Source organism: Pseudonocardia hispaniensis (assembly GCF_042658695.1).
GTDB lineage: Bacteria > Actinomycetota > Actinomycetes > Mycobacteriales > Pseudonocardiaceae > Pseudonocardia > Pseudonocardia hispaniensis.
This window is the reverse complement of record NZ_JBHSQW010000010.1, coordinates 36,642-52,927: the sequence shown is the minus strand read 5'-3', so window position 1 is coordinate 52,927 and position 16,286 is coordinate 36,642. Positions and strand designations below refer to the sequence as shown.

Annotated in this window: 16 protein-coding genes; 5 read left to right on the top strand and 11 right to left on the bottom strand. The window is 73.4% G+C overall.

Annotated elements, in window-relative coordinates; genetic code table 11:
* Positions 1-14: 14 nt before the first annotated feature.
* Positions 15-1,136, bottom strand: coding sequence for a GNAT family N-acetyltransferase (locus tag ACFQE5_RS05100; protein ID WP_379583342.1), 1,122 nt, complete (start codon positions 1,134-1,136; stop codon positions 15-17).
* A gap of 127 nt (positions 1,137-1,263) precedes the next feature.
* Here ACFQE5_RS05100 and ACFQE5_RS05095 point away from each other — a divergent pair, with 127 nt between their 5' ends.
* A complete protein-coding gene (locus ACFQE5_RS05095; RefSeq protein ID WP_379583340.1) occupies positions 1,264-2,508 on the top strand; it encodes a hypothetical protein in 1,245 nt (414 codons plus the stop codon).
* Here ACFQE5_RS05095 and ACFQE5_RS05090 read toward each other — a convergent pair.
* The 5 genes from ACFQE5_RS05090 to ACFQE5_RS05070 form a co-directional block, all read right to left on the bottom strand.
* Complete coding sequence (locus ACFQE5_RS05090) at positions 2,478-3,293, bottom strand: PIG-L deacetylase family protein (RefSeq protein ID WP_379583338.1); 816 nt, start codon at positions 3,291-3,293, stop codon at positions 2,478-2,480. The genes ACFQE5_RS05095 and ACFQE5_RS05090 overlap by 31 nt on opposite strands.
* A complete protein-coding gene (locus ACFQE5_RS05085) occupies positions 3,290-3,532 on the bottom strand; it encodes a hypothetical protein (RefSeq protein ID WP_379583336.1) in 243 nt (80 codons plus the stop codon). Before ACFQE5_RS05085 ends, ACFQE5_RS05090 begins: the two co-directional genes overlap by 4 nt.
* Positions 3,533-3,696: 164 nt before the next feature.
* Entirely contained in the window at positions 3,697-5,133 is a 1,437-nt protein-coding gene (locus ACFQE5_RS05080) for an Hsp70 family protein (RefSeq protein ID WP_379583334.1), read from the bottom strand.
* A 72-nt stretch (positions 5,134-5,205) separates the two neighbouring features.
* Entirely contained in the window at positions 5,206-6,114 is a 909-nt protein-coding gene (gene mmuM / locus ACFQE5_RS05075) for a homocysteine S-methyltransferase (protein WP_379583332.1), read from the bottom strand.
* A 29-nt stretch (positions 6,115-6,143) separates the two neighbouring features.
* The gene (locus ACFQE5_RS05070; RefSeq protein ID WP_379583330.1) at positions 6,144-7,511 is read right to left on the bottom strand and encodes an FAD-binding oxidoreductase; all 1,368 of its coding nucleotides are present in this window, start codon (positions 7,509-7,511) and stop codon (positions 6,144-6,146) included.
* 149 nt (positions 7,512-7,660) lie between these two features.
* Here ACFQE5_RS05070 and ACFQE5_RS05065 point away from each other — a divergent pair, with 149 nt between their 5' ends.
* Positions 7,661-8,359: a winged helix-turn-helix transcriptional regulator gene (locus ACFQE5_RS05065; RefSeq protein WP_379583328.1), complete on the top strand. Its 699-nt coding sequence runs from the start codon at positions 7,661-7,663 to the stop codon at positions 8,357-8,359.
* A 27-nt stretch (positions 8,360-8,386) separates the two neighbouring features.
* Here the strand turns inward: ACFQE5_RS05065 and ACFQE5_RS05060 are convergent, their stop codons facing one another.
* Positions 8,387-8,905 carry a GNAT family N-acetyltransferase gene (locus ACFQE5_RS05060; protein ID WP_379583326.1) on the bottom strand — a complete coding sequence of 173 codons (519 nt, stop codon included), beginning with the start codon at positions 8,903-8,905 and terminating at the stop codon, positions 8,387-8,389.
* A gap of 89 nt (positions 8,906-8,994) precedes the next feature.
* Here ACFQE5_RS05060 and ACFQE5_RS05055 point away from each other — a divergent pair, with 89 nt between their 5' ends.
* Entirely contained in the window at positions 8,995-9,261 is a 267-nt protein-coding gene (locus tag ACFQE5_RS05055) for a type II toxin-antitoxin system Phd/YefM family antitoxin (protein ID WP_379583324.1), read from the top strand.
* Complete coding sequence (locus ACFQE5_RS05050; protein ID WP_379583322.1) at positions 9,258-9,641, top strand: type II toxin-antitoxin system VapC family toxin; 384 nt, start codon at positions 9,258-9,260, stop codon at positions 9,639-9,641. The genes ACFQE5_RS05055 and ACFQE5_RS05050 overlap by 4 nt, the downstream gene beginning before the upstream one ends.
* Positions 9,642-9,880: 239 nt before the next feature.
* Here ACFQE5_RS05050 and ACFQE5_RS05045 read toward each other — a convergent pair whose 3' ends face one another.
* Positions 9,881-11,500, bottom strand: coding sequence for a DUF222 domain-containing protein (locus ACFQE5_RS05045; RefSeq protein ID WP_379583320.1), 1,620 nt, complete (start codon positions 11,498-11,500; stop codon positions 9,881-9,883).
* Between the two features lie 502 nt (positions 11,501-12,002).
* Here ACFQE5_RS05045 and ACFQE5_RS05040 point away from each other — a divergent pair.
* Positions 12,003-12,848 carry a methylenetetrahydrofolate reductase gene (locus tag ACFQE5_RS05040; RefSeq protein ID WP_379583318.1) on the top strand — a complete coding sequence of 282 codons (846 nt, stop codon included), beginning with the start codon at positions 12,003-12,005 and terminating at the stop codon, positions 12,846-12,848.
* Here ACFQE5_RS05040 and ACFQE5_RS05035 read toward each other — a convergent pair.
* From ACFQE5_RS05035 to ACFQE5_RS05025, 3 genes are read right to left on the bottom strand one after another with little or no spacing between them, the layout of a single operon-like run.
* Complete coding sequence (locus ACFQE5_RS05035) at positions 12,826-13,437, bottom strand: DUF1638 domain-containing protein (RefSeq protein WP_379583316.1); 612 nt, start codon at positions 13,435-13,437, stop codon at positions 12,826-12,828. The two genes, ACFQE5_RS05040 and ACFQE5_RS05035, sit on opposite strands and share 23 nt — an antisense overlap.
* A 37-nt stretch (positions 13,438-13,474) precedes the next feature.
* The gene (locus ACFQE5_RS05030) at positions 13,475-15,385 is read right to left on the bottom strand and encodes an ASKHA domain-containing protein (RefSeq protein ID WP_379583314.1); all 1,911 of its coding nucleotides are present in this window, start codon (positions 15,383-15,385) and stop codon (positions 13,475-13,477) included.
* Positions 15,386-15,413: 28 nt separating this feature from the next.
* Complete coding sequence (locus ACFQE5_RS05025) at positions 15,414-16,268, bottom strand: dihydropteroate synthase (RefSeq protein WP_379583311.1); 855 nt, start codon at positions 16,266-16,268, stop codon at positions 15,414-15,416.
* Positions 16,269-16,286: the final 18 nt, after the last annotated feature.

Sequence of the window (16,286 nt, the reverse complement as noted above, 5' to 3'; positions counted from 1 at the left end):
GCGGGCCCTGCCGGTCAGCGCCGCAGCCGGTTGCGCACCGCCGAGAGCCGGGTCCGCGTCTGCTCGGACATCCGGTTCACCAGGTACGTCCGCAGCTCGGCGGCCGAGACCGCCGCGGCGCGCTGGAGGGGCGCGATCCGCCGGCTCGGGAAGATCTGCAGTCGAAGCTGCTCATGAGTGCCACTGGCGAAGTCGGCCTTGTACTGCTCGTTCTCGCCGAGCAGGTCGAGTTGGGTGAGACCGGGCTGAGCGAAGGCATGATCGATCAGGCGCTGGGTGAACACGACCCCGGGGCCGAACCTCTGGTAGGCGTCGTCCATGCCGAGCTTGAGGAAGTACAGCGTCGAGTGCTGCTGGATGGTGTAGCCGAACGCGATCGGCCGCCCGTCGAGGCGCAGGAAGGCCAGCCGGAGGATGTCCTGCGCGGCCGCCCACCGGGCGACGGCGGTGTAGAACCGCAGCGCGGCCGGGCGGGACAGGATCGCCGATCCCGCCGCTCGCTTCCACGGCCGGGCCTCCAGCCGGAACCCGTCGCGCAGCAGCCCCTCGAGGCCCGCGCGGCCGTCGTGCACCTCGAAGGTGACCTCGCCGGCGTCTCGGAGCCGGTTCGTCAGCCTGCGCAGGCCGTGCCGCCGGTTCTTCGACAGGCCTCGCTGGAACGCGGCCGGGTCGCCGCCGACGTCGATATAGGGCGACTGCCGCAGCGGCCGGCGCAGCACGCTCACCCCGCTGTGGGCGACCTCCTCCAGCAGCGTCCGGGAGGCGGTCTCCTGCGGGGCGAGCGCGTCCAGGTCGACGACGCCGCGGCCCGCGGTCAGGAGCAGATCTGCCAGCCGCCCCGCCGCCTCGGCGTCGGCGGCGATCGGGCAGAACAGCGGCGTTTCGGAGTTGGTGGGGGAGCGCAGGGCCCACCTCCCGGCCAGCAGCGGCAGCGCGGCGGCCAGCTCCCCGTCGCGCTCGACGGTCAGCAGCCGCAGGTGGCTCGCCCGGCCGAACGCGGCCGCCCAGGCCCGCAGCCACCCCGGGCGGACGAACGGGGGGCTGCCCACCTCGACCGCCAGCCGGTCCCACCGCCGCTCGAGGGCCGGGTCGATCGGGCTGATGGCGGCGCCGGCGACCGAGCGAATCGACGACATCCGGTCCCTCCGGTTCCTCCGCGGGAGTGGCCGGGTGGTGACCGACCGGCCGGTAGCGCGAGTCTGGGGGTCCGGGGCAGGCTAGCGCCGATCACGGTGCGGGTCGAGCAGGCGCGAGGAGGCCGGGATGGGCATCGCTGACTCGCGTCGCGGCCTGCGTACGCCCGCCCTGTGGTGCGCCGCGCTGGCGGTGCTGACGGCCTGCGGCAGCGCAGCCGCACCTGGCCCACCGCCGGCGACGAGGCCGGCCTTCGGGACGCTCGTCTCGCTGGTCGAGCACGCGCGCGAGGAGGCGGACGCGGGGGTGTCGGCCGGAATGGTGGAGCTGTCCTGGCGACGGGCCCAACCCGACGCCGAGGCCTTCGATGACGCCTACCTGCGGTCGGTCCGGCGCGACGTCGAGGCGCTGCGCGTCGCCGGGCGCACGGTCACGCTCGGGCTGGGCCTGCACGACGTGCCGCGGTGGCTGCTCGCGATCCCGGGCAGCCGCTTCGTCGACCAGACGGGCGCGGAGTCCGACGAGGTGAACCTCGTGTTCGACCAGCGGCTGCGCAATATCGCCGAGCATTATCTGACCCACGTCGCCGCGGTGTTGGATCTCGGCCAGGTGGACGCGGTACGGCTGACGTCGGGGGGACTGCCCGAGGTCCTCTACCCCGGCGGCGGCGGTTACTGGGCGTTCGACGCCAACGCCCAGGGCGGCCCGGATCGGCCCGCGTCGCTGCCACCGAACCCGTTGCCGGGCTGGCGTCCCGGGCAAGGCGGGGTGAGCGAGCAGCAGGTCCGCGAGTGGGCGGACTGGTATGTGGGCGCCCTGACCGACGTCGTCGACTGGCAGATCGGCACCCTCTCCGGGCTCGGGTACCGCGGAGCCTACGAGGTGCTCACCCCGGGTGTCGGGGTCGGGCCCGCGGCGTACGACGCCGCGATCCGCCAGGGTTTGCCACCCGGCCTGCTCGGCTCCGGGGCGGCCTGGCAGGTGTTCTACGAGCGGCTGCCCCGGCGCGATGACCTGGTGGCCTACGTGAGCTCCGTCGCCGACGGCTCCGGCGACAACGACGGCTGCGCGCCCGGCGATGCCGCCGTCCCGTTGGACGCCGCGCAGGCCGAGAGTTGGTCGGCGACCCGCTGGGTGAGCAGGGTCGCGCACGAGTACGGCTTTCCGGTCGCCGGGGAGAACCCCGGCTGGAACCAGTCGGTCCGGCTCAACGCGTCCTATGTCGATCTCTCCGACAACGGCATGCTGGCCGCGGCGGTGCGGCAGGCCGACAGCTGTGGGTTCCGGTTCTTCTACTGGGCCCACGACCAGCAGCTGTGGGACGGGACCGTGCCCTTCGCGGCCTATGCGGAACGGATCGCGCGCGGCTCGTAGTAGACCTCCGGCCGCGCCGGGATCGTCCCGCCGGGGAACAGCGCGTCGGCCTGGGTGTGGTACCCCCGGATGAGCCGCTGCTTCTCGGTGATCCCGTGTTCCCAGCTCCACGGCCGCAGCCCGAGGCGTCCCAGGTAGGTGGGATCGGGCGCGGCGGACAGGTCGTAGGGGAAATCGGAGTAGTGGACGACGGGAGTGCCGAGCCCGGCGCCGATTCGGCGGGTGAGCAGATGATCGACATGGTTGCCGACGCCGACGGGACTGAACACGAGCTCCGCCCCGGTGGTGGCGACCAGGTCACCCACCTGTCGGGTCAGGTCCGCGACCAGGGTGTGGTCGCCCGCGGCGACGCGGCCCCGCGCGATGTCGAAGCGGTACGTCGGATACCGATGCACCAGTTCCGGCATCGCCCGGCCGAGCGGCCCGAGCGCGTCGCGACAGCGGCGGGTGCGAAACAGCGCGTCGACCGCCCCGAGGTGCACCTGCCGGACGCCGAGACCGGCGAGCACGTCCCGGTCCTCGGCTCGCCGCTCGGCGAACAACGTGCCGGCATCGGTGGCCGCACACTGACGCAGGAACGATCTCGCCGCCCGCGTGTGCGGTGGCTCGGTGGCCGCGGTGAACACGGTGGCCACCGTCACCGGGCAGTGTGGGGCCAGCGCCGCGAGCAGGGCGCCGCAGGAGAGCACCGCGTCGTCCAGATGGGCGGACAGGAACAGCAGCGGACCGCCCGCCGAGAGGATGGCGTCGAGCCGGGGCGAGGCGGTGATCCGACGGGGGTTCATGCGACCTCGAGGAGGGTGCGGCCCACCGGGGTGAGGTGCGGGCGCAGCGGCGACCGGCCCGACGCCGCGATGAGGCCGGCCTCGACCAGGCGGACACCGGCGAACTGGTCGCAGAAGGACAGGCCGTCGACGGTCAGTGCGGTGCCGTGGTCGTCGGAGACCGTGCAGCGGTCCGCGTCGATCGCCCGCAGCAGGGCACGATCCCGACCGCTCAGCTGGGGGAGAACGGAACCGGACATCATCCTCGCTCCTTCCGAAATCGGCCCGGACCACGGTCGCGGTGCGTACCTGCGATGGAGAACAGGATCTGTCCCGGCGACCTCGCGCACCATCGAGTCGCCCCTACACCTGCCCGGGACAACCCGCGTATCGAGGTAGGGATGCCCCCCGGCGGATCAGTGGGTCACCAGGGGCGGGGTGGCGCGGCCACAACCGCCGCGACGGCGAGGCTCCGCGGCGTGGTGCCCGCGGAGTCCCCCCGCAGCCGGAGGATCACGAAGTAGGTGACCACCGCGACGAGCACCGCCGCCGCCAGCAGGGCCACCCCGATGACGAGCATCCGCCCGATCGAGGCGCTCCTCCAGTCGCCGTCGCCGCTCGGGGCCTTCTCGGACGGTTCCGGGGCCGTCGGGCCCGGCGGCCACGGCGGGACCTGGTGCTCCTGGGCCGGCGCGGGCCGCGGTGTCGGCGGTGGCGGGGGCCCCGGCTCCGGTCTCGGCGGGTGGAACGTCGGGGCCGTCGGCCACGGTGCCGGCGGGCCCGGCCGCTCGGCCGCCGCCAGTGCCGAACGGGCGGCGAGCGCGGCGGCACCGAGCGCGGTGGCGTGGTCGGGGTGCAGGCGCACCACCGCGACGCCGAACTCCGCCTGGACCGCGCGGGCCACCATGGGGATCCGCGTGCAACCCCCGGTGAGCAGGACCGCGGCGAGGTCGCGTGGGGTGACGCGGGCCGACCGCAGGGCCCGCGCCAGCGCACCGAGGGTGGCCTCGACCGGCGCACGCAGCATGTTCTCGAACTCCGCGCGGGTGATCCGCACGTCGAGGTGCCGGTCGGGGAGCAGTACCGGGACCGTCGTTTCGGTGTCGCCGGTCAGCGCCTCCTTCGCCAGTGCGCAGTCCTGCCGCAACCGGGCGAGCGCGCCGGCGGTCCGCTGGTCCTGCAGGTCGAGCCGGCTCAGCGCGCCGTCGGTCCGATAGTCGACATACGACAGGATGGTCTCGTCGAAGTCGATCCCGCCGAGGCGCTCGATCCCCTCCGGGTCGCCCAGCAACTCCATCCCGTAGGGACGTTTGATCAGGACGGCGGCGTCGAAGGTGCCCCCGCCCAGGTCGTAGACGGCGACGATCTCGCCGTCGCGTGGCCTGCGGGTCTGCGCGAAATGCGCCGCGGACGCCTCCGGGTCGACGACGGTGCGGGCCCGGTGCAGCCCGGCGATCGCCGCGACCTGATCGAGCAGCCGGTACCGGGTCGGGTTCCAACTGGCCGGGCGGGTCAGCACCACGTCGTCGGGTGGGCCGCCCTCGGCGTCGACGACGGTGCGCACCACGTCGCGCAGGATGTGACCCATCAGGTCGGTGACCGAGTGGGACGCCCCCCCGAGGATCACCGGCGTGGGATCGCCGAGGTAGCGCCGCAGGCCGCGGCCGATCCGTTCCGGGTTGCTCAGCGCACGCCGGTTCGCGGCGGCCCCGGTGACGATCGTGCCGTCCTCGCGCAGATGGACGACGGCCGGCGCGGTCACGGACCGATCGCCGAGGATGACCATCTCGGTTCCGCCGGGGCGGCAGATGGCTGCCGCAACCGAAGACGTGCCCAGATCCACGCCGAGGCCGTAGCGCACCGCACCTCCCCCGTGGCAGGACGTTGCCCATCGTAGACCGGCTCGGCCGGGAATCGGTGCCTCCGCGCCCGATCATCCGGCCGAGTGCGCGGCGTCGGCGACGGCGCGGGCAAGGCCCGCGATCTCGCCCGGGCCCACCCGGCAGCAGCCGCCCAGGATCGCCGCGCCGTCGGCCACCCACCGCCTGGCCTGCGCCATCGAGTAGCGCACCGGGCCCGTCCACCGTCCCCGGGCGGCGTCCCATCCCTCGCCGCTGTTCGGGTAGACGATCACCGGTTTGCCGGTGATCGCCCGGGCTGTCGCGATCGCCGGGGAGACGTCGGCGGGGGCGCAGCAGTTGACGCCCACCGCCACGATCTCGGGAACGTCGGTGAGCAGCGCGAACGCCTCGGCCAGCGGCTGCCCGGCCCGGGTGCGGTCGCCGTCGATCGAGTACGACAGCCAGGCCGGGACGGGAGAGCCGGTGAGCGCGGCGACGAGCGCGCGAGCCTCGTCGAGGTCGGGAATCGTCTCCAGGGCGAGCACGTCGGGGCCCGCGTCGGCCAGCACCTCCAGCCGCGGCCGGTGCCAGGCGGTGAGCTCGGCGACGGTCAGCCCGTAGCGGCCCCGGTACTCCGAGCCGTCGGCCAGCGCCGCACCGTACGGGCCGACGGACGCGGCGACCCAGCGGCGACGGCCGTCGCCGGCCAACCGGGCGCGCGCGGAATCGGCGAGCTCGACGCTTCGGCGCAGCAACCGCTCCGTCTCGTCCCGCCCGAGACCCCGCGCCGCGAAGCCGGCGAACGACGCCTGGTAGCTCGCGGTCGTCGCGATCGCCGCGCCGGCCCGGAAGAACGCCAGATGGGCGGCGACGATCGCGTCCGGGTCGTCGGCCAGCAGCCGCGCCGACCACAGCGCGTCGGACAGGTCGTGCCCGCGCGCCTCCAGTTCGGTGGCCAGGCCGCCGTCCAGCACCGTGACCGCGGCCGGGGGGAAGCCCATCCGGCCACGATAGGCCGCGCCGGCCCCGCTCATTCGGGGCGGATGTTCTTGTTGTGGTGGAAGGCGTTGTCGGGGTCGTATTTGGCCTTGACCTCGGCGAGTCGCCGATAGGTGTGGTCGCCGTAGGCCTCTCGAACGCGGCCGGTGTCGTCGGAGTCGAGGAAGTTGACGTAGACGCCGGCGGCGCGGTGCGGGTGCAGGGCCTGGAGGAACCGCCGCGCCCACGCGGTCTCGGCAGCGGCGTGCTCGCCCGCATCGTCGGGCAGCCACACGCCGTCGATGATGATGTTGTGGGCCACGTCGCGACCGGCGTAGGCGGTCGCGTCGTGGGGGACTCGGGCGACGGCGCCCCCCAGGTGGAACATCGCCGAGTACGACCGGGCCGAGCGGGCGGTGTAGGCGTGATCGGCGATGACGGCGATGGCGTCGTCGGAGAGGCCGGTGAGGTCCGTGGCCTTCCAGTAGTAGTGCCATCCGTGGCGGACCGTGTCGTCGAGGGCGCCCTGGAAGGCGGCGTACGGCGTGGGCGAGATCAGGTCCACCAGCGGCGTCCCGAACCGGCGGAGGGCCTGCACGGCACGCTCGCCGTCGTCGAGGGCGCCGGCGTAGCAGCAGGCGACGGCGAGGGCCGGCCGCCAGTGCAGCTCCTCGGGGATGACCGGCAGTGGGGGAACGGTGCCGAGCCGCACGACGGTGCCCAGCTCGTCGGGTGCGTCGGCGACGAAGTCCCGGTAGAAGCGCAGCACGTCGCCGGTGTCCTCGGCCGCCCAGAAGACGGGGCCGGCGATCACGGTCGGGCCGACGGGGTGCAGCGCGAACCGGAACGAGGTGACGACGCCGAAGTTGCCGCCGCCGCCGCGCAGCGCCCAGAACAGATCGGGGTGTTCCTCGGCGGACGCCCGGACGATGCTGCCCTCGGCGGTGACCACCTCGGCGGCCAGCAGGTTGTCGACGGTCAGCCCGTATGGGCGCATGAGGAAGCCGATGCCACCACCGAGGGCGAGCCCGGCGACGCCGGTGTGGCCGATGATGCCGCCGGTGGTGGCCAGACCGTACGCCTGCGTCTCACGGTCGACGTCGCCCCACAGCGCGCCGCCCTGCACCCGGGCCGTGCGGTCGGCGGGGTCGACCCACACGGCCCGCATCGCCGAGAGGTCGACGACGATCCCGTCGTCGCACACCGCGGTGCCGCCCACGTTGTGGCCCCCGCCCCGTACGGCGATCTCCAGGTCGTGGTCGCGGGCGACGCGCACGGCCGCGGCCACGTCGGCGGTCCCGCTGCATCGGGCGATCAGCCGGGGGCGCCGGTCCACGGCGCCGTTCCACACGGCTCGGGCGGTGTCGTAGTCGGCGTGGTCAGCGGTGATCAGCCGGCCCCGGAACCCGTCGATCTGCATCGCGATCGCCTCCTCGGTCAGGTGGCCGACGTGTTCGGGAGTCGGGGTCGGCCCTGCGTTCGCGACGGCAATCGCACCGCCGCGGACCGCGGCGGTGAAGTCAGGATTCTGGACTTCCCGGCCGACGGTAGGGGCGCGACACTGGTGCGGTGCGGACGTACGGCCAGTACTGCCCGATCGCCCGCGGCGCCGAGATCTTCGCCGAGCGCTGGACGCCGCTGATCATCCGCAACCTGTACCTGGGCTGCGGGAGCTTCGGTGAGATCCTTCAGGGTGCCCCCGGGCTGTCCCGCACCTTGCTCTCGCAGCGGCTCAAGCATCTCGAACGGTTGGGCATCGTCGAGTCGGTGACCAAACCCGAGGGGCGAGGGCGCTCTTACGAGCTGACCCCGGCGGGCCACGACCTGTTCACCGTCTGCAAGTCGCTCGGCGAGTGGGGTGCGCACTGGCTCGAGATCGCGCCCGAGCACCTCGATCCCTTCGTGGCCCTGTGGTCGATGTGCAACGCGCTGCGCCGCGACCGGCTCCCGGATCGGCGCATCGTGATCCGCTTCGACTTCACCGGCCGCCCGCGCCGGGAGCGGTTCTGGCTGCTGATCGAGCACGCCGAGACCGAGCTCTGCAAGGAGTACCCGGGCCTCGACGAGGACCTCTTCGTCACGGCGGAGGCCGAGGCCTTCGTCAAATGGCACGCGGGCCAGCTCGCCTGGGCCGAGGCCACCCGAGACCGCCGCATCCAGCTGCACGGCCCCTCCTGGCTGGTACGCGCCTTCCCCACCTGGAACGCCCGCAGCGCCTTCGCCCATATCAAACCGGTCCCCCGGAGCACGGCGAGCCTGGCGGGCTGACGGCTTCGCCGCACCGGTGCGGGCTGGTCAACCAGCCTCGAAGGCGTCGTGATGGAGGACCTGCCCCGTGGGCCGCTGCGAGCCGAAGGCGAGCAGCTGGACGTACCGCCGCGGCACCCCACCCATCGTGACGTCCGGGTGGCTGCGAAAGCCGAAGCGCCCGTAGAGCGCCGGTTCGCCCACCACGACGCAGCCCGCTGCCCCGCGGGCGCGCAGCGCGGCCAGCCCCTCGTCGATGAGCGCCCGCCCGATGCCCTGGCCCTGCCGGGCGGGCACGACCGAGACCGGGCCCAGGGCGTACCAGCCCGCCGACCCGTCCGAGAACGCCACCGGCGAGAACGCGATATGCCCCACGATCTGGCCGGCCGCCTCCGCGACCAGCGAGACCGTCAGGGCGCCTGCCCGGCGCAGGCGCTCGATGATGTCCTGCTCGGTCTGCCGGCTGTGCGGATGGTCGCGGAAGGCCAGCTTCGTGACGCGGGTGATCGCGGCGGCGTCGTCCGGGCGCTCGGGTCGGAGGGCCGCGTCAGCAGGTGTGGGCTCCACACCGCGATCCTCACCCGCCCGGTCCCGGCGAGGCGACAGGTTTCGTGCGACCAGCGGTAGACCAGATCTGACCAGACTATGATTCGCGCATGGCCGAGAAGGTGAACGTCTACGAGGCGAAGACCCACCTGTCGCGGCTGTTGGAGCGCGTGGAGGCGGGTGAGGAGATCGTCATCGCCCGTAACGGGCGACCGGTTGCGAGGTTGGTGCCTGCCCAGCGCGCGGCTCCTCGGCGGGAGCCGGGTTCGCTGCGGGGCAGGATCTGGGTCGCACCGGACTTCGACGAACCCGAGGAGGACCTGGTCGACGCCTTCTACGAGGGCTCGATCTTCCCGGGCCAGGCGAGGGATCCGTGAGGTTGCTCGTCGACAGCCACGTCTTGCTGTGGTGGCTCGAGGGCAGTCCTCGCCTCTCACCGGTAGCGATCGAGGCGATGGCGAATGGGGCCAATGAGCTGTTCCTCTCGGCGGCGACGGTGTGGGAGCTGGCCATCAAGCAATCCGTCGGCAAGCTCCGTCTGGACGTGGATCTGCGGGCGCACGCCGAGGATCAGGGCTTCACCGAGCTCCCGGTCACCGGCGCGCACGCCTCGGTCGTGCGCGATCTGCCCTTCCACCACAAGGACCCGTTCGACCGCATGCTCGTGGCCCAGGCACGGGTCGAAGGGCTGACCCTCGTCACCGCCGATCCCGCGCTGCGCGCCTACGACGTCGCGATCCTGCCCGCGACGAGCTGACCGCCACCGCCTGTTGGCAGGAGCGAGCGAGGACGACCATCTGGCGCTGCCCGAGGTGCCGAACTCGTCGACGGCGTGCTTCTGGCTCAAGCAGGTGTGCACTGGGTCCAACGTGGAGCAATTCCCGTTGCCCGCCGATCTCCCGCTCGACCGCGCCCGCCCCTCGACTCACGTGCCCAACAGCTCTCCGCCACACCCCGATGCGATCGCCAGCACCGCCCAACCCGACCGGCCTGGACCTAGAACGGCGGTGGGTCGTCGGGGGCGGGTGGGGGTTCGGGTTCCGGTTTCGCTGCGACCGCGGCGATGCACTCGGCGCGCAGGGCGGCGAGTTCGGTGTCGGTGCGGTAGTCGTAGGGCTCGCTGGTGTAGACGTGCCCGGTCGGGGTGGTCCAGGTGACCCGGCCGTCGGGGTGCAGGGTGGTCTGCCAGCCGGCGTGGTGTTTGAGCTTATGCCCGTGCTGGCATTTGGAATCGATGTTCGCCGCGGCGGTCGGCCCGTCCGGGAACCGGATGACGTGGTCGAGCTCGCAGCCGGCGGCCGGGCGCATGCACATCGGTTCGCGGCAGTAGCCGTCGCGGGCGCGGACGTGATCGGCCAGGGCGGCCGGGGGGTGGTAGGTGGTGCGGCCGTAGTCGAGCAGCGCCCCGGAGGCCGGGTCGGTGAGCAGGCGGTGCCACACCGCGTCGGCGGCGAGCTCGCGGGCCATGTCGGCCGGGATCGCGCCGTAGCCGCGCAACTCGCACGGCTCGTCGGACTGCCCGGTGAGCGTGGGGTAGGGGACCACGACCTGGATGAGGGGTTTGCCGGGGCTGACCGGGCGCAGATACATCCGGCCCGACCCCGTCGCGGCGGCCCCGGGCGCCGATTCCGGCGTGGCCGTCGCGTCCGCCTCGGGATCGGTGGACGGCCGGTCCGGATCGCCGGTGGTCCGCTGGGCGTCCCCGTTCTCGGGGGCGAGGAGATCGACGTCGGCGGGGTCGGGGGCGGCGGTGAGCCGGCCGGTGAGCAGGTCGCGCAGCAGGTCGGCGCGGCGGGCGTCCATGCCGCGGGAGTCGCCCGAGCCGAGGCCGCGGGCCAGCCGGGTGAGCCATTCGTAGGCCGAGTACGCGTCCGGGGCCGAGAGCAGGGCCCACAGCGAGGCCATGCCGTCCTCGCGGGCCTGCACGGTGACCCGTCGGTCTCGTCGGGCGCGGCGGTGGCGTCTCGTGGCTCCGTCCGGGTCGACCGCGATGATCGCGCGGCGCAGCGCGGCACGCAGCTGGGCGAGGCTCTGCCCGCCCGCCTTGGGGAGCACCCGGGCGGCCACCGCGGTGGCCCGGTCCGGCTCCAGGTACAGGGTGGCCTCGTAGAGGGCGCGGACCTTGGTCGCGTCCAGCTCGCCACGCTCGTACGCGTCGCGCACCGCGTGCAGGGGGCCGGCCAGGGCGGTGGCCTGGGCGAGCAGGACGGTCGCCCAGCCGCGGGAGACCGCGAGCGCGCAGCCGATCTCGTCGGGGGCGAACGGGCTGCCCACACTGGGCTCGTTCGCCCGCAGCATGTCCGCGGGGTCGGCGGGGCGGCGGCGGGCGAACTCGGCCAGCAGTCGTGCCTGCCGCGCCCCGGCCCAGGACATCAGCCGGTGGAACCCGGCGACGGCCTCGACCAGCGCGGTGTCGTCCAGCGCGGCAGGGTCGGCGGTGCCCAGCTCCAACTCCAGGGCCGCCCACCCGGAGGGCGCGAACCCGGCTCCGGCCGGACGAGCGTCGGGTTCGGGCCGGGTCGACGGTGGGTCGACCGCCCAGACTCCCGGGGCGAGGCCGATCCCCGGTCCGGGGACGCCGCGACGGGCGCTCACCGCCGACCAGGTATCGAACACATGTTCGAGCATAGTCCATCCGGATCACCCACGCAACCGCGTGCCGATCGTCGTGGGCGGTTCTGACCAGGCAGAACCGGCAGCCGTGGCCGAGTGGAGTCGACATCGGACAGATCCTCGACCGGGTCGCCCACGTCGACAACGACGCGAGCCGCAGACGGCTGGTCCGCGACCTGCTACTGGGCGAGCTCGGCATCCGCGACGACGGGGCGTTCGAGCTTGAGCACCCGGTGGTGTGGCGGGGGAGCAGGCGTGTCGTCGAGATCGTCGACGGGAGCGGACCATCCCAACCTCGACCCCCAACCTCGACCCCCAACCTCGACCCCCAACCTCGACCCCCAACCTCGACCCGCAGCGCACAGGCACGCCGGTGACGACTCGCCGAGCACCCGGCTCCGGACCAGGGCCGGCCACTGCTTGCCGGGCGGTCACACCACGGCTACCCTCGACCCGTCCTGGTGCGCAATACGATATGAGTTGGGCAATGCGCAACATTTCGAGGATGCGCCCGCTGGTCGACCTGCTCCGCGTGCCGCGGTACGAGGTGATTCCGACCCCGGCCATCGCGCAGGCGATCCTCGAGGCGACCGAGCCGGGCGAGGTGACGATCACGGTCACCGCGTCGCCGGTCAAGGGGCTCGAACCGACCCTCGCGCTGACCGAGCGGCTGGCCGGACACGGCTACCGGGTGGTGCCGCACCTCCCGGCGCGGCTGGTCGTCGACGAGGTGCATCTGAAGGACGTCGTGGCGCGGCTGAAGGACATCGGCGTCGACGACGTGTTCGTGCCGGCCGGCGACGCCGACCCGCCGGCCGGCACGTACCACGGTGCGCTCGACCTGCTCGTCGACCTGACCGAGATGGGTCGGCCGTTCGGCCAGGTCGGGATCACCGGATACCCCCAGACCCATCCGGTGATCCAGGACGACATCGTCGTGCAGTCCATGTGGGACAAACGTCGGCACGCCAGCTACCTCGTCAGCAACCTCTGCTTCGACCCGGTGACGCTCACCCGCTGGATCCACCGGGTGCGGGCGCGCGGCGTCGAGCTGCCGTTGCAGGTGGGCCTCGCCGGCCCGGTCGATCGGACCAGGCTGGTCACGATGGCGGCCAAGATCGGGATCGGCGAGTCGACCCGGTTCCTGGGCAAGCACTACGGCTGGTTCCTCCGGTTCGCCGCCCCCGGTGGCTACGCCCCGGAACGCCTGCTGGGCCGGCTCGGTCCGACTCTGGTCGCCCCGGCCTCCCGGGTCGCCGGGCTGCACGTGTTCACCTTCAACCAGGTGGCCGCCACCCAGCGCTGGCGCACCGAGGTGCTGAACCGCCTCACCGGCCCGCCCGCGCGGTGATCGGCCGCGCCGACGGCGGACACGCGAGCAGCTGTTCGAGCTCGCGTTCCAACCCGGCGTCACCGACCCTCAGGACCTGCAACGGCAGCCCGATCGCCGCGGCCGCGTCCAGCGCCGCGCGGCGCAACTCGGCGGTCGGCCGCTGAGCCAGCCATACCACCCGGCGGTAGTGCCGGAAGTAGTCGTCGCGCAGCTGCGGGTGGCGGTCCAGCCCGAGCTCGGCGAGCACGGTCCGCCGGAACGACCGGACCAGGAAGTCGGTCAGCACATACGTCCCGGGCTCGGCGTCGAGCAGCGCGCGCATCCGCTCGACCCCCGCGAAGACGTCGTAACAGTGGTTGCCGCCGAGGCGGCGCAGCCCGAGCCGGGCGCACACGTCGTCCAGCGCGCCGCGGCTGCCGCAGTCGGCGTAGGCCACCGCCACCACCGGGTGGCGGTGGCGCAACGCGCGCGCGAGCTCCTCGACGGCCGGCGCGATCCGCTCCGGACGGTTGTGCAGCAGCGGCGGCAGCGGACGCACCTCGACCGGCCACCGCCGACGCCCGGCGATCTCGGCGACGTGGGTGGCGAGCGCGCCGCAGGCGATCACGGCCGCGGTCGGGGGCGGGACGCCCGCACCGGGGCCGTCAGGCCGGGAAGGCGAGCTGGTCGACGAAGCGGTCGTTGAAGTCCGGCCGGTCGGAGAGCTCGACATAGCGCACCTCCTCCAGCAACGCCGCCGCGCCGGACCGCTCGCGGACGCTCAGCAGCGCCATCTTGGCGCCCTCGCCCGCGACGTTGCCGGCATGGACGATGCGCAGCACCGACAGCCTCGGCACCAGGCCGATCTTGATCGCGTTCGCCGGGGACAGGTAGCTGCCGAACGAGCCGGCCAGCAGAACCTGCTGGATGCTGCGCGGGGTCACACCGAGCTCCTCGGCCAGCAGCGACCACCCGGTGGAGATGGCCGCCTTGGCGAACTGCAGCTCCCGCACGTCGCGCTGGGACAGATAGATCGCCTCCCGCACCTCGCCGACGCCGCCCCAGTGCAGGACGAAGATCCGTTCGCCGTCGATCTCGGTCAGCCGGTCGGCGAGCGTCGGCGCCAGCTCGCGCGCTCGATCGGCCGGGACGAACCGGCCCGAGCGGTCGATCAGCCCGGCCGTGAGCAGCTCGGCGACCGCGTCGACCAGGCCGGATCCGCACAACCCGCGCGGCTCGACGTCGCCGATCACCTGCAGCCGCAGCTGTCCGTCGGCGACCCGGACGACCTCGATCGCGCCGTCCGCGGCCCGCATCCCGCAGCGGATCGCCGCGCCCTCGAACGCCGGGCCGGCCGGTGCCGCCGTGGTCAGGATCCGCTCGCCGTCGCCGAGCACGATCTCGCAGTTCGTTCCGACGTCGATGAACAGCCGCAGCCGCTTGTCGCGGTCCATCCCGGAGGCCAGCATGCCGGCCACGACGTCGCCGCCGACATACGCCCCGAGCGAGGGGAACACCACGGCCCGGGCCCGTGGGTGCACCCGCACGCCGACGTCGGCGGCCAGCAGCTCCGGCCAGTGCCGGGTGGACAGGATGAACGGCGCCACCCCGAGCGGCTCCGGCGGGACGCCCAGCACCAGATGGGTCATCGTCGCGTTGCCGGCGAGCGCGATCTCGTACACCTCGGCCGGGTTGACCTCGCCCTGCTTGCAGACGTCGGCGGCGAGCTCGTCGAGCGTGTCCTGGGCCAGCGTCTGCAGGCGCTCGATCGCCTCCGGGTCCAGCATGGTCGCCGAGATCCGGGTGATCACGTCGGCGCCGAACGGCTGCTGCTTGTTCAGCATCGACCGCACCGCGACCGGGGTGCCGGTCGCGGTGTCCAGCAGTGTCGCCACCACCGTCGTGGTGCCGAGGTCGAAGGCGATCGCGTAGCGCCGCGCGGTGCTGTCGCCCGGCTCGACGTCGATCAGGACGTCGTCGACGACCACCGCGGTGATCGTGTAGTCGCTGGCCCGGAGCGCGGCCGGCAGGCGGCGCAACGCGTGCAGGTCGACCCGCAGCTGCAGGTCGTCGAGCGCGGCGAGCAGCCGTTCCAGGTCGCTGGTCTGGTCGGCGAGCGTCGGCTCGGCCAGCTTGAGGTAGCGCTTCTGGATGGCCGGCCGCAGGATCACCTGCCGGCCGACCCCGACGGTGGCCGCCTTCGGCCGGGTGACCAGCGGGGGCACCTCGACCGCCAGGTCGCCGTGCGCCGCCGCCAGGCAGGCCAGCCGCCAGCCCTGCCGGAGCTGCTCGGGGGAGAACGCCCGGACGTCCAGCCGGGACACCGGGGCCGGCCCGTCGAGCACCCGGATCCTGCACTTGCGGCAGGTGCCGTGCCCGCCGCAGGTGGAGTCGATCGCGATGCCGTTCCAGCTGGCCGCGTCGAACACGCTGACCCCGGCCGGCACCCGGACCTCGCGATCGGCCGGGGCGAAGTGCACCCGCACGCGACCGACGGCCAGCTCGACCTCAGCCCCCCGGGGCGTGGGGTCGAGCAGCCCCTCGCGGAGGAACTGGTCCCGATAGCCCTCCGTCATGTCGACCGCCTCGCGCGGCCTCGCGGCGTCACGTCGCCTGCCTGGCCCGATGCGCCGCGATCCAGCCGGCGCCCCAGTCGTCCCGGCCGAGCAGCAGGTCGGCGGCCCGTACCGAGTCGACGATCTGCGGGCTGCGCGCGTCCATGATCGCGCTGGTCAGCCCGGCGGCGGCGGCCATCGGCAGGAAGGCCGCGCCGAGGGTGTGCCGGCCGGGCATCCCGAAGGACACGTTGGACGCGCCGAGGGTCATGTTGACCCCGAGCTCGGCCTTGATCGCCGCGATCGTCTCCAGGGTGATCCGTCCGACGGTGGTGTCCGCGCCGATCGGCATGGCCAGTGGGTCGATCACGATGTCGGCGATGTCCATGCCGAACCGGCCGGTGGCGACGTCGATGATCTTGTGGGCCAGCTCGACCCGGCGCCGCGCGGTCATCGGGATCTCGTCCTCGTCGTTCGGCAACCCGATCACCGCGGCGCCGTACCGGCTGACCAGCGGCAGGATCGCCGCCAGCCGTTCGTCCTCGGCGGTCACCGAGTTGACCAGGGCCTTGCCTTGGTAGGTCGAGAGCCCGGCCTCCAGCGCCTCCACCACCGAGGAGTCCAGACACAGCGGCAGGTCGGTGAGCCCCTGCATCAGGGTGATCGCCTTGGTGAGCAGCTCCGCCTCGTCGGCCAGCGGGACGCCCATGTTGACGTCGAGCACCTGCGCCCCGCCGGCCACCTGGGCAAGGACGTCGCGTTCGATCGCGGACAGGTCGCCGGCCCGCAGCTGCTGCTGGAACAGGCGCCGGCCGGTCGGGTTGATCCGCTCGCCGATGATGCAGAACGGCTGGTCGTCCCCGATGACCACCGCGCGGGTCGGCGAACGCAGAACGGTGTGCATGACGCTCCTCGGCGGTCG

What these genes read in the sequence shown, in the direction of transcription:
- ACFQE5_RS05055 (WP_379583324.1), top strand. Translation starts at nt 8,995, where the DNA reads ATGGCCGAGAAGGTGAACGTCTACGAGGCGAAGACCCACCTGTCGCGG.
- ACFQE5_RS05070 (WP_379583330.1), bottom strand. Translation starts at nt 7,511, where the DNA reads ATGCAGATCGACGGGTTCCGGGGCCGGCTGATCACCGCTGACCACGCC.
- ACFQE5_RS05100 (WP_379583342.1), bottom strand. Translation starts at nt 1,136, where the DNA reads ATGTCGTCGATTCGCTCGGTCGCCGGCGCCGCCATCAGCCCGATCGAC.
- ACFQE5_RS05095 (WP_379583340.1), top strand. Translation starts at nt 1,264, where the DNA reads ATGGGCATCGCTGACTCGCGTCGCGGCCTGCGTACGCCCGCCCTGTGG.
- ACFQE5_RS05085 (WP_379583336.1), bottom strand. Translation starts at nt 3,532, where the DNA reads ATGTCCGGTTCCGTTCTCCCCCAGCTGAGCGGTCGGGATCGTGCCCTG.
- ACFQE5_RS05025 (WP_379583311.1), bottom strand. Translation starts at nt 16,268, where the DNA reads ATGCACACCGTTCTGCGTTCGCCGACCCGCGCGGTGGTCATCGGGGAC.
- ACFQE5_RS05090 (WP_379583338.1), bottom strand. Translation starts at nt 3,293, where the DNA reads ATGAACCCCCGTCGGATCACCGCCTCGCCCCGGCTCGACGCCATCCTC.
- mmuM (WP_379583332.1), bottom strand. Translation starts at nt 6,114, where the DNA reads ATGGGCTTCCCCCCGGCCGCGGTCACGGTGCTGGACGGCGGCCTGGCC.
- ACFQE5_RS05030 (WP_379583314.1), bottom strand. Translation starts at nt 15,385, where the DNA reads ATGACGGAGGGCTATCGGGACCAGTTCCTCCGCGAGGGGCTGCTCGAC.
- ACFQE5_RS05040 (WP_379583318.1), top strand. Translation starts at nt 12,003, where the DNA reads ATGCGCCCGCTGGTCGACCTGCTCCGCGTGCCGCGGTACGAGGTGATT.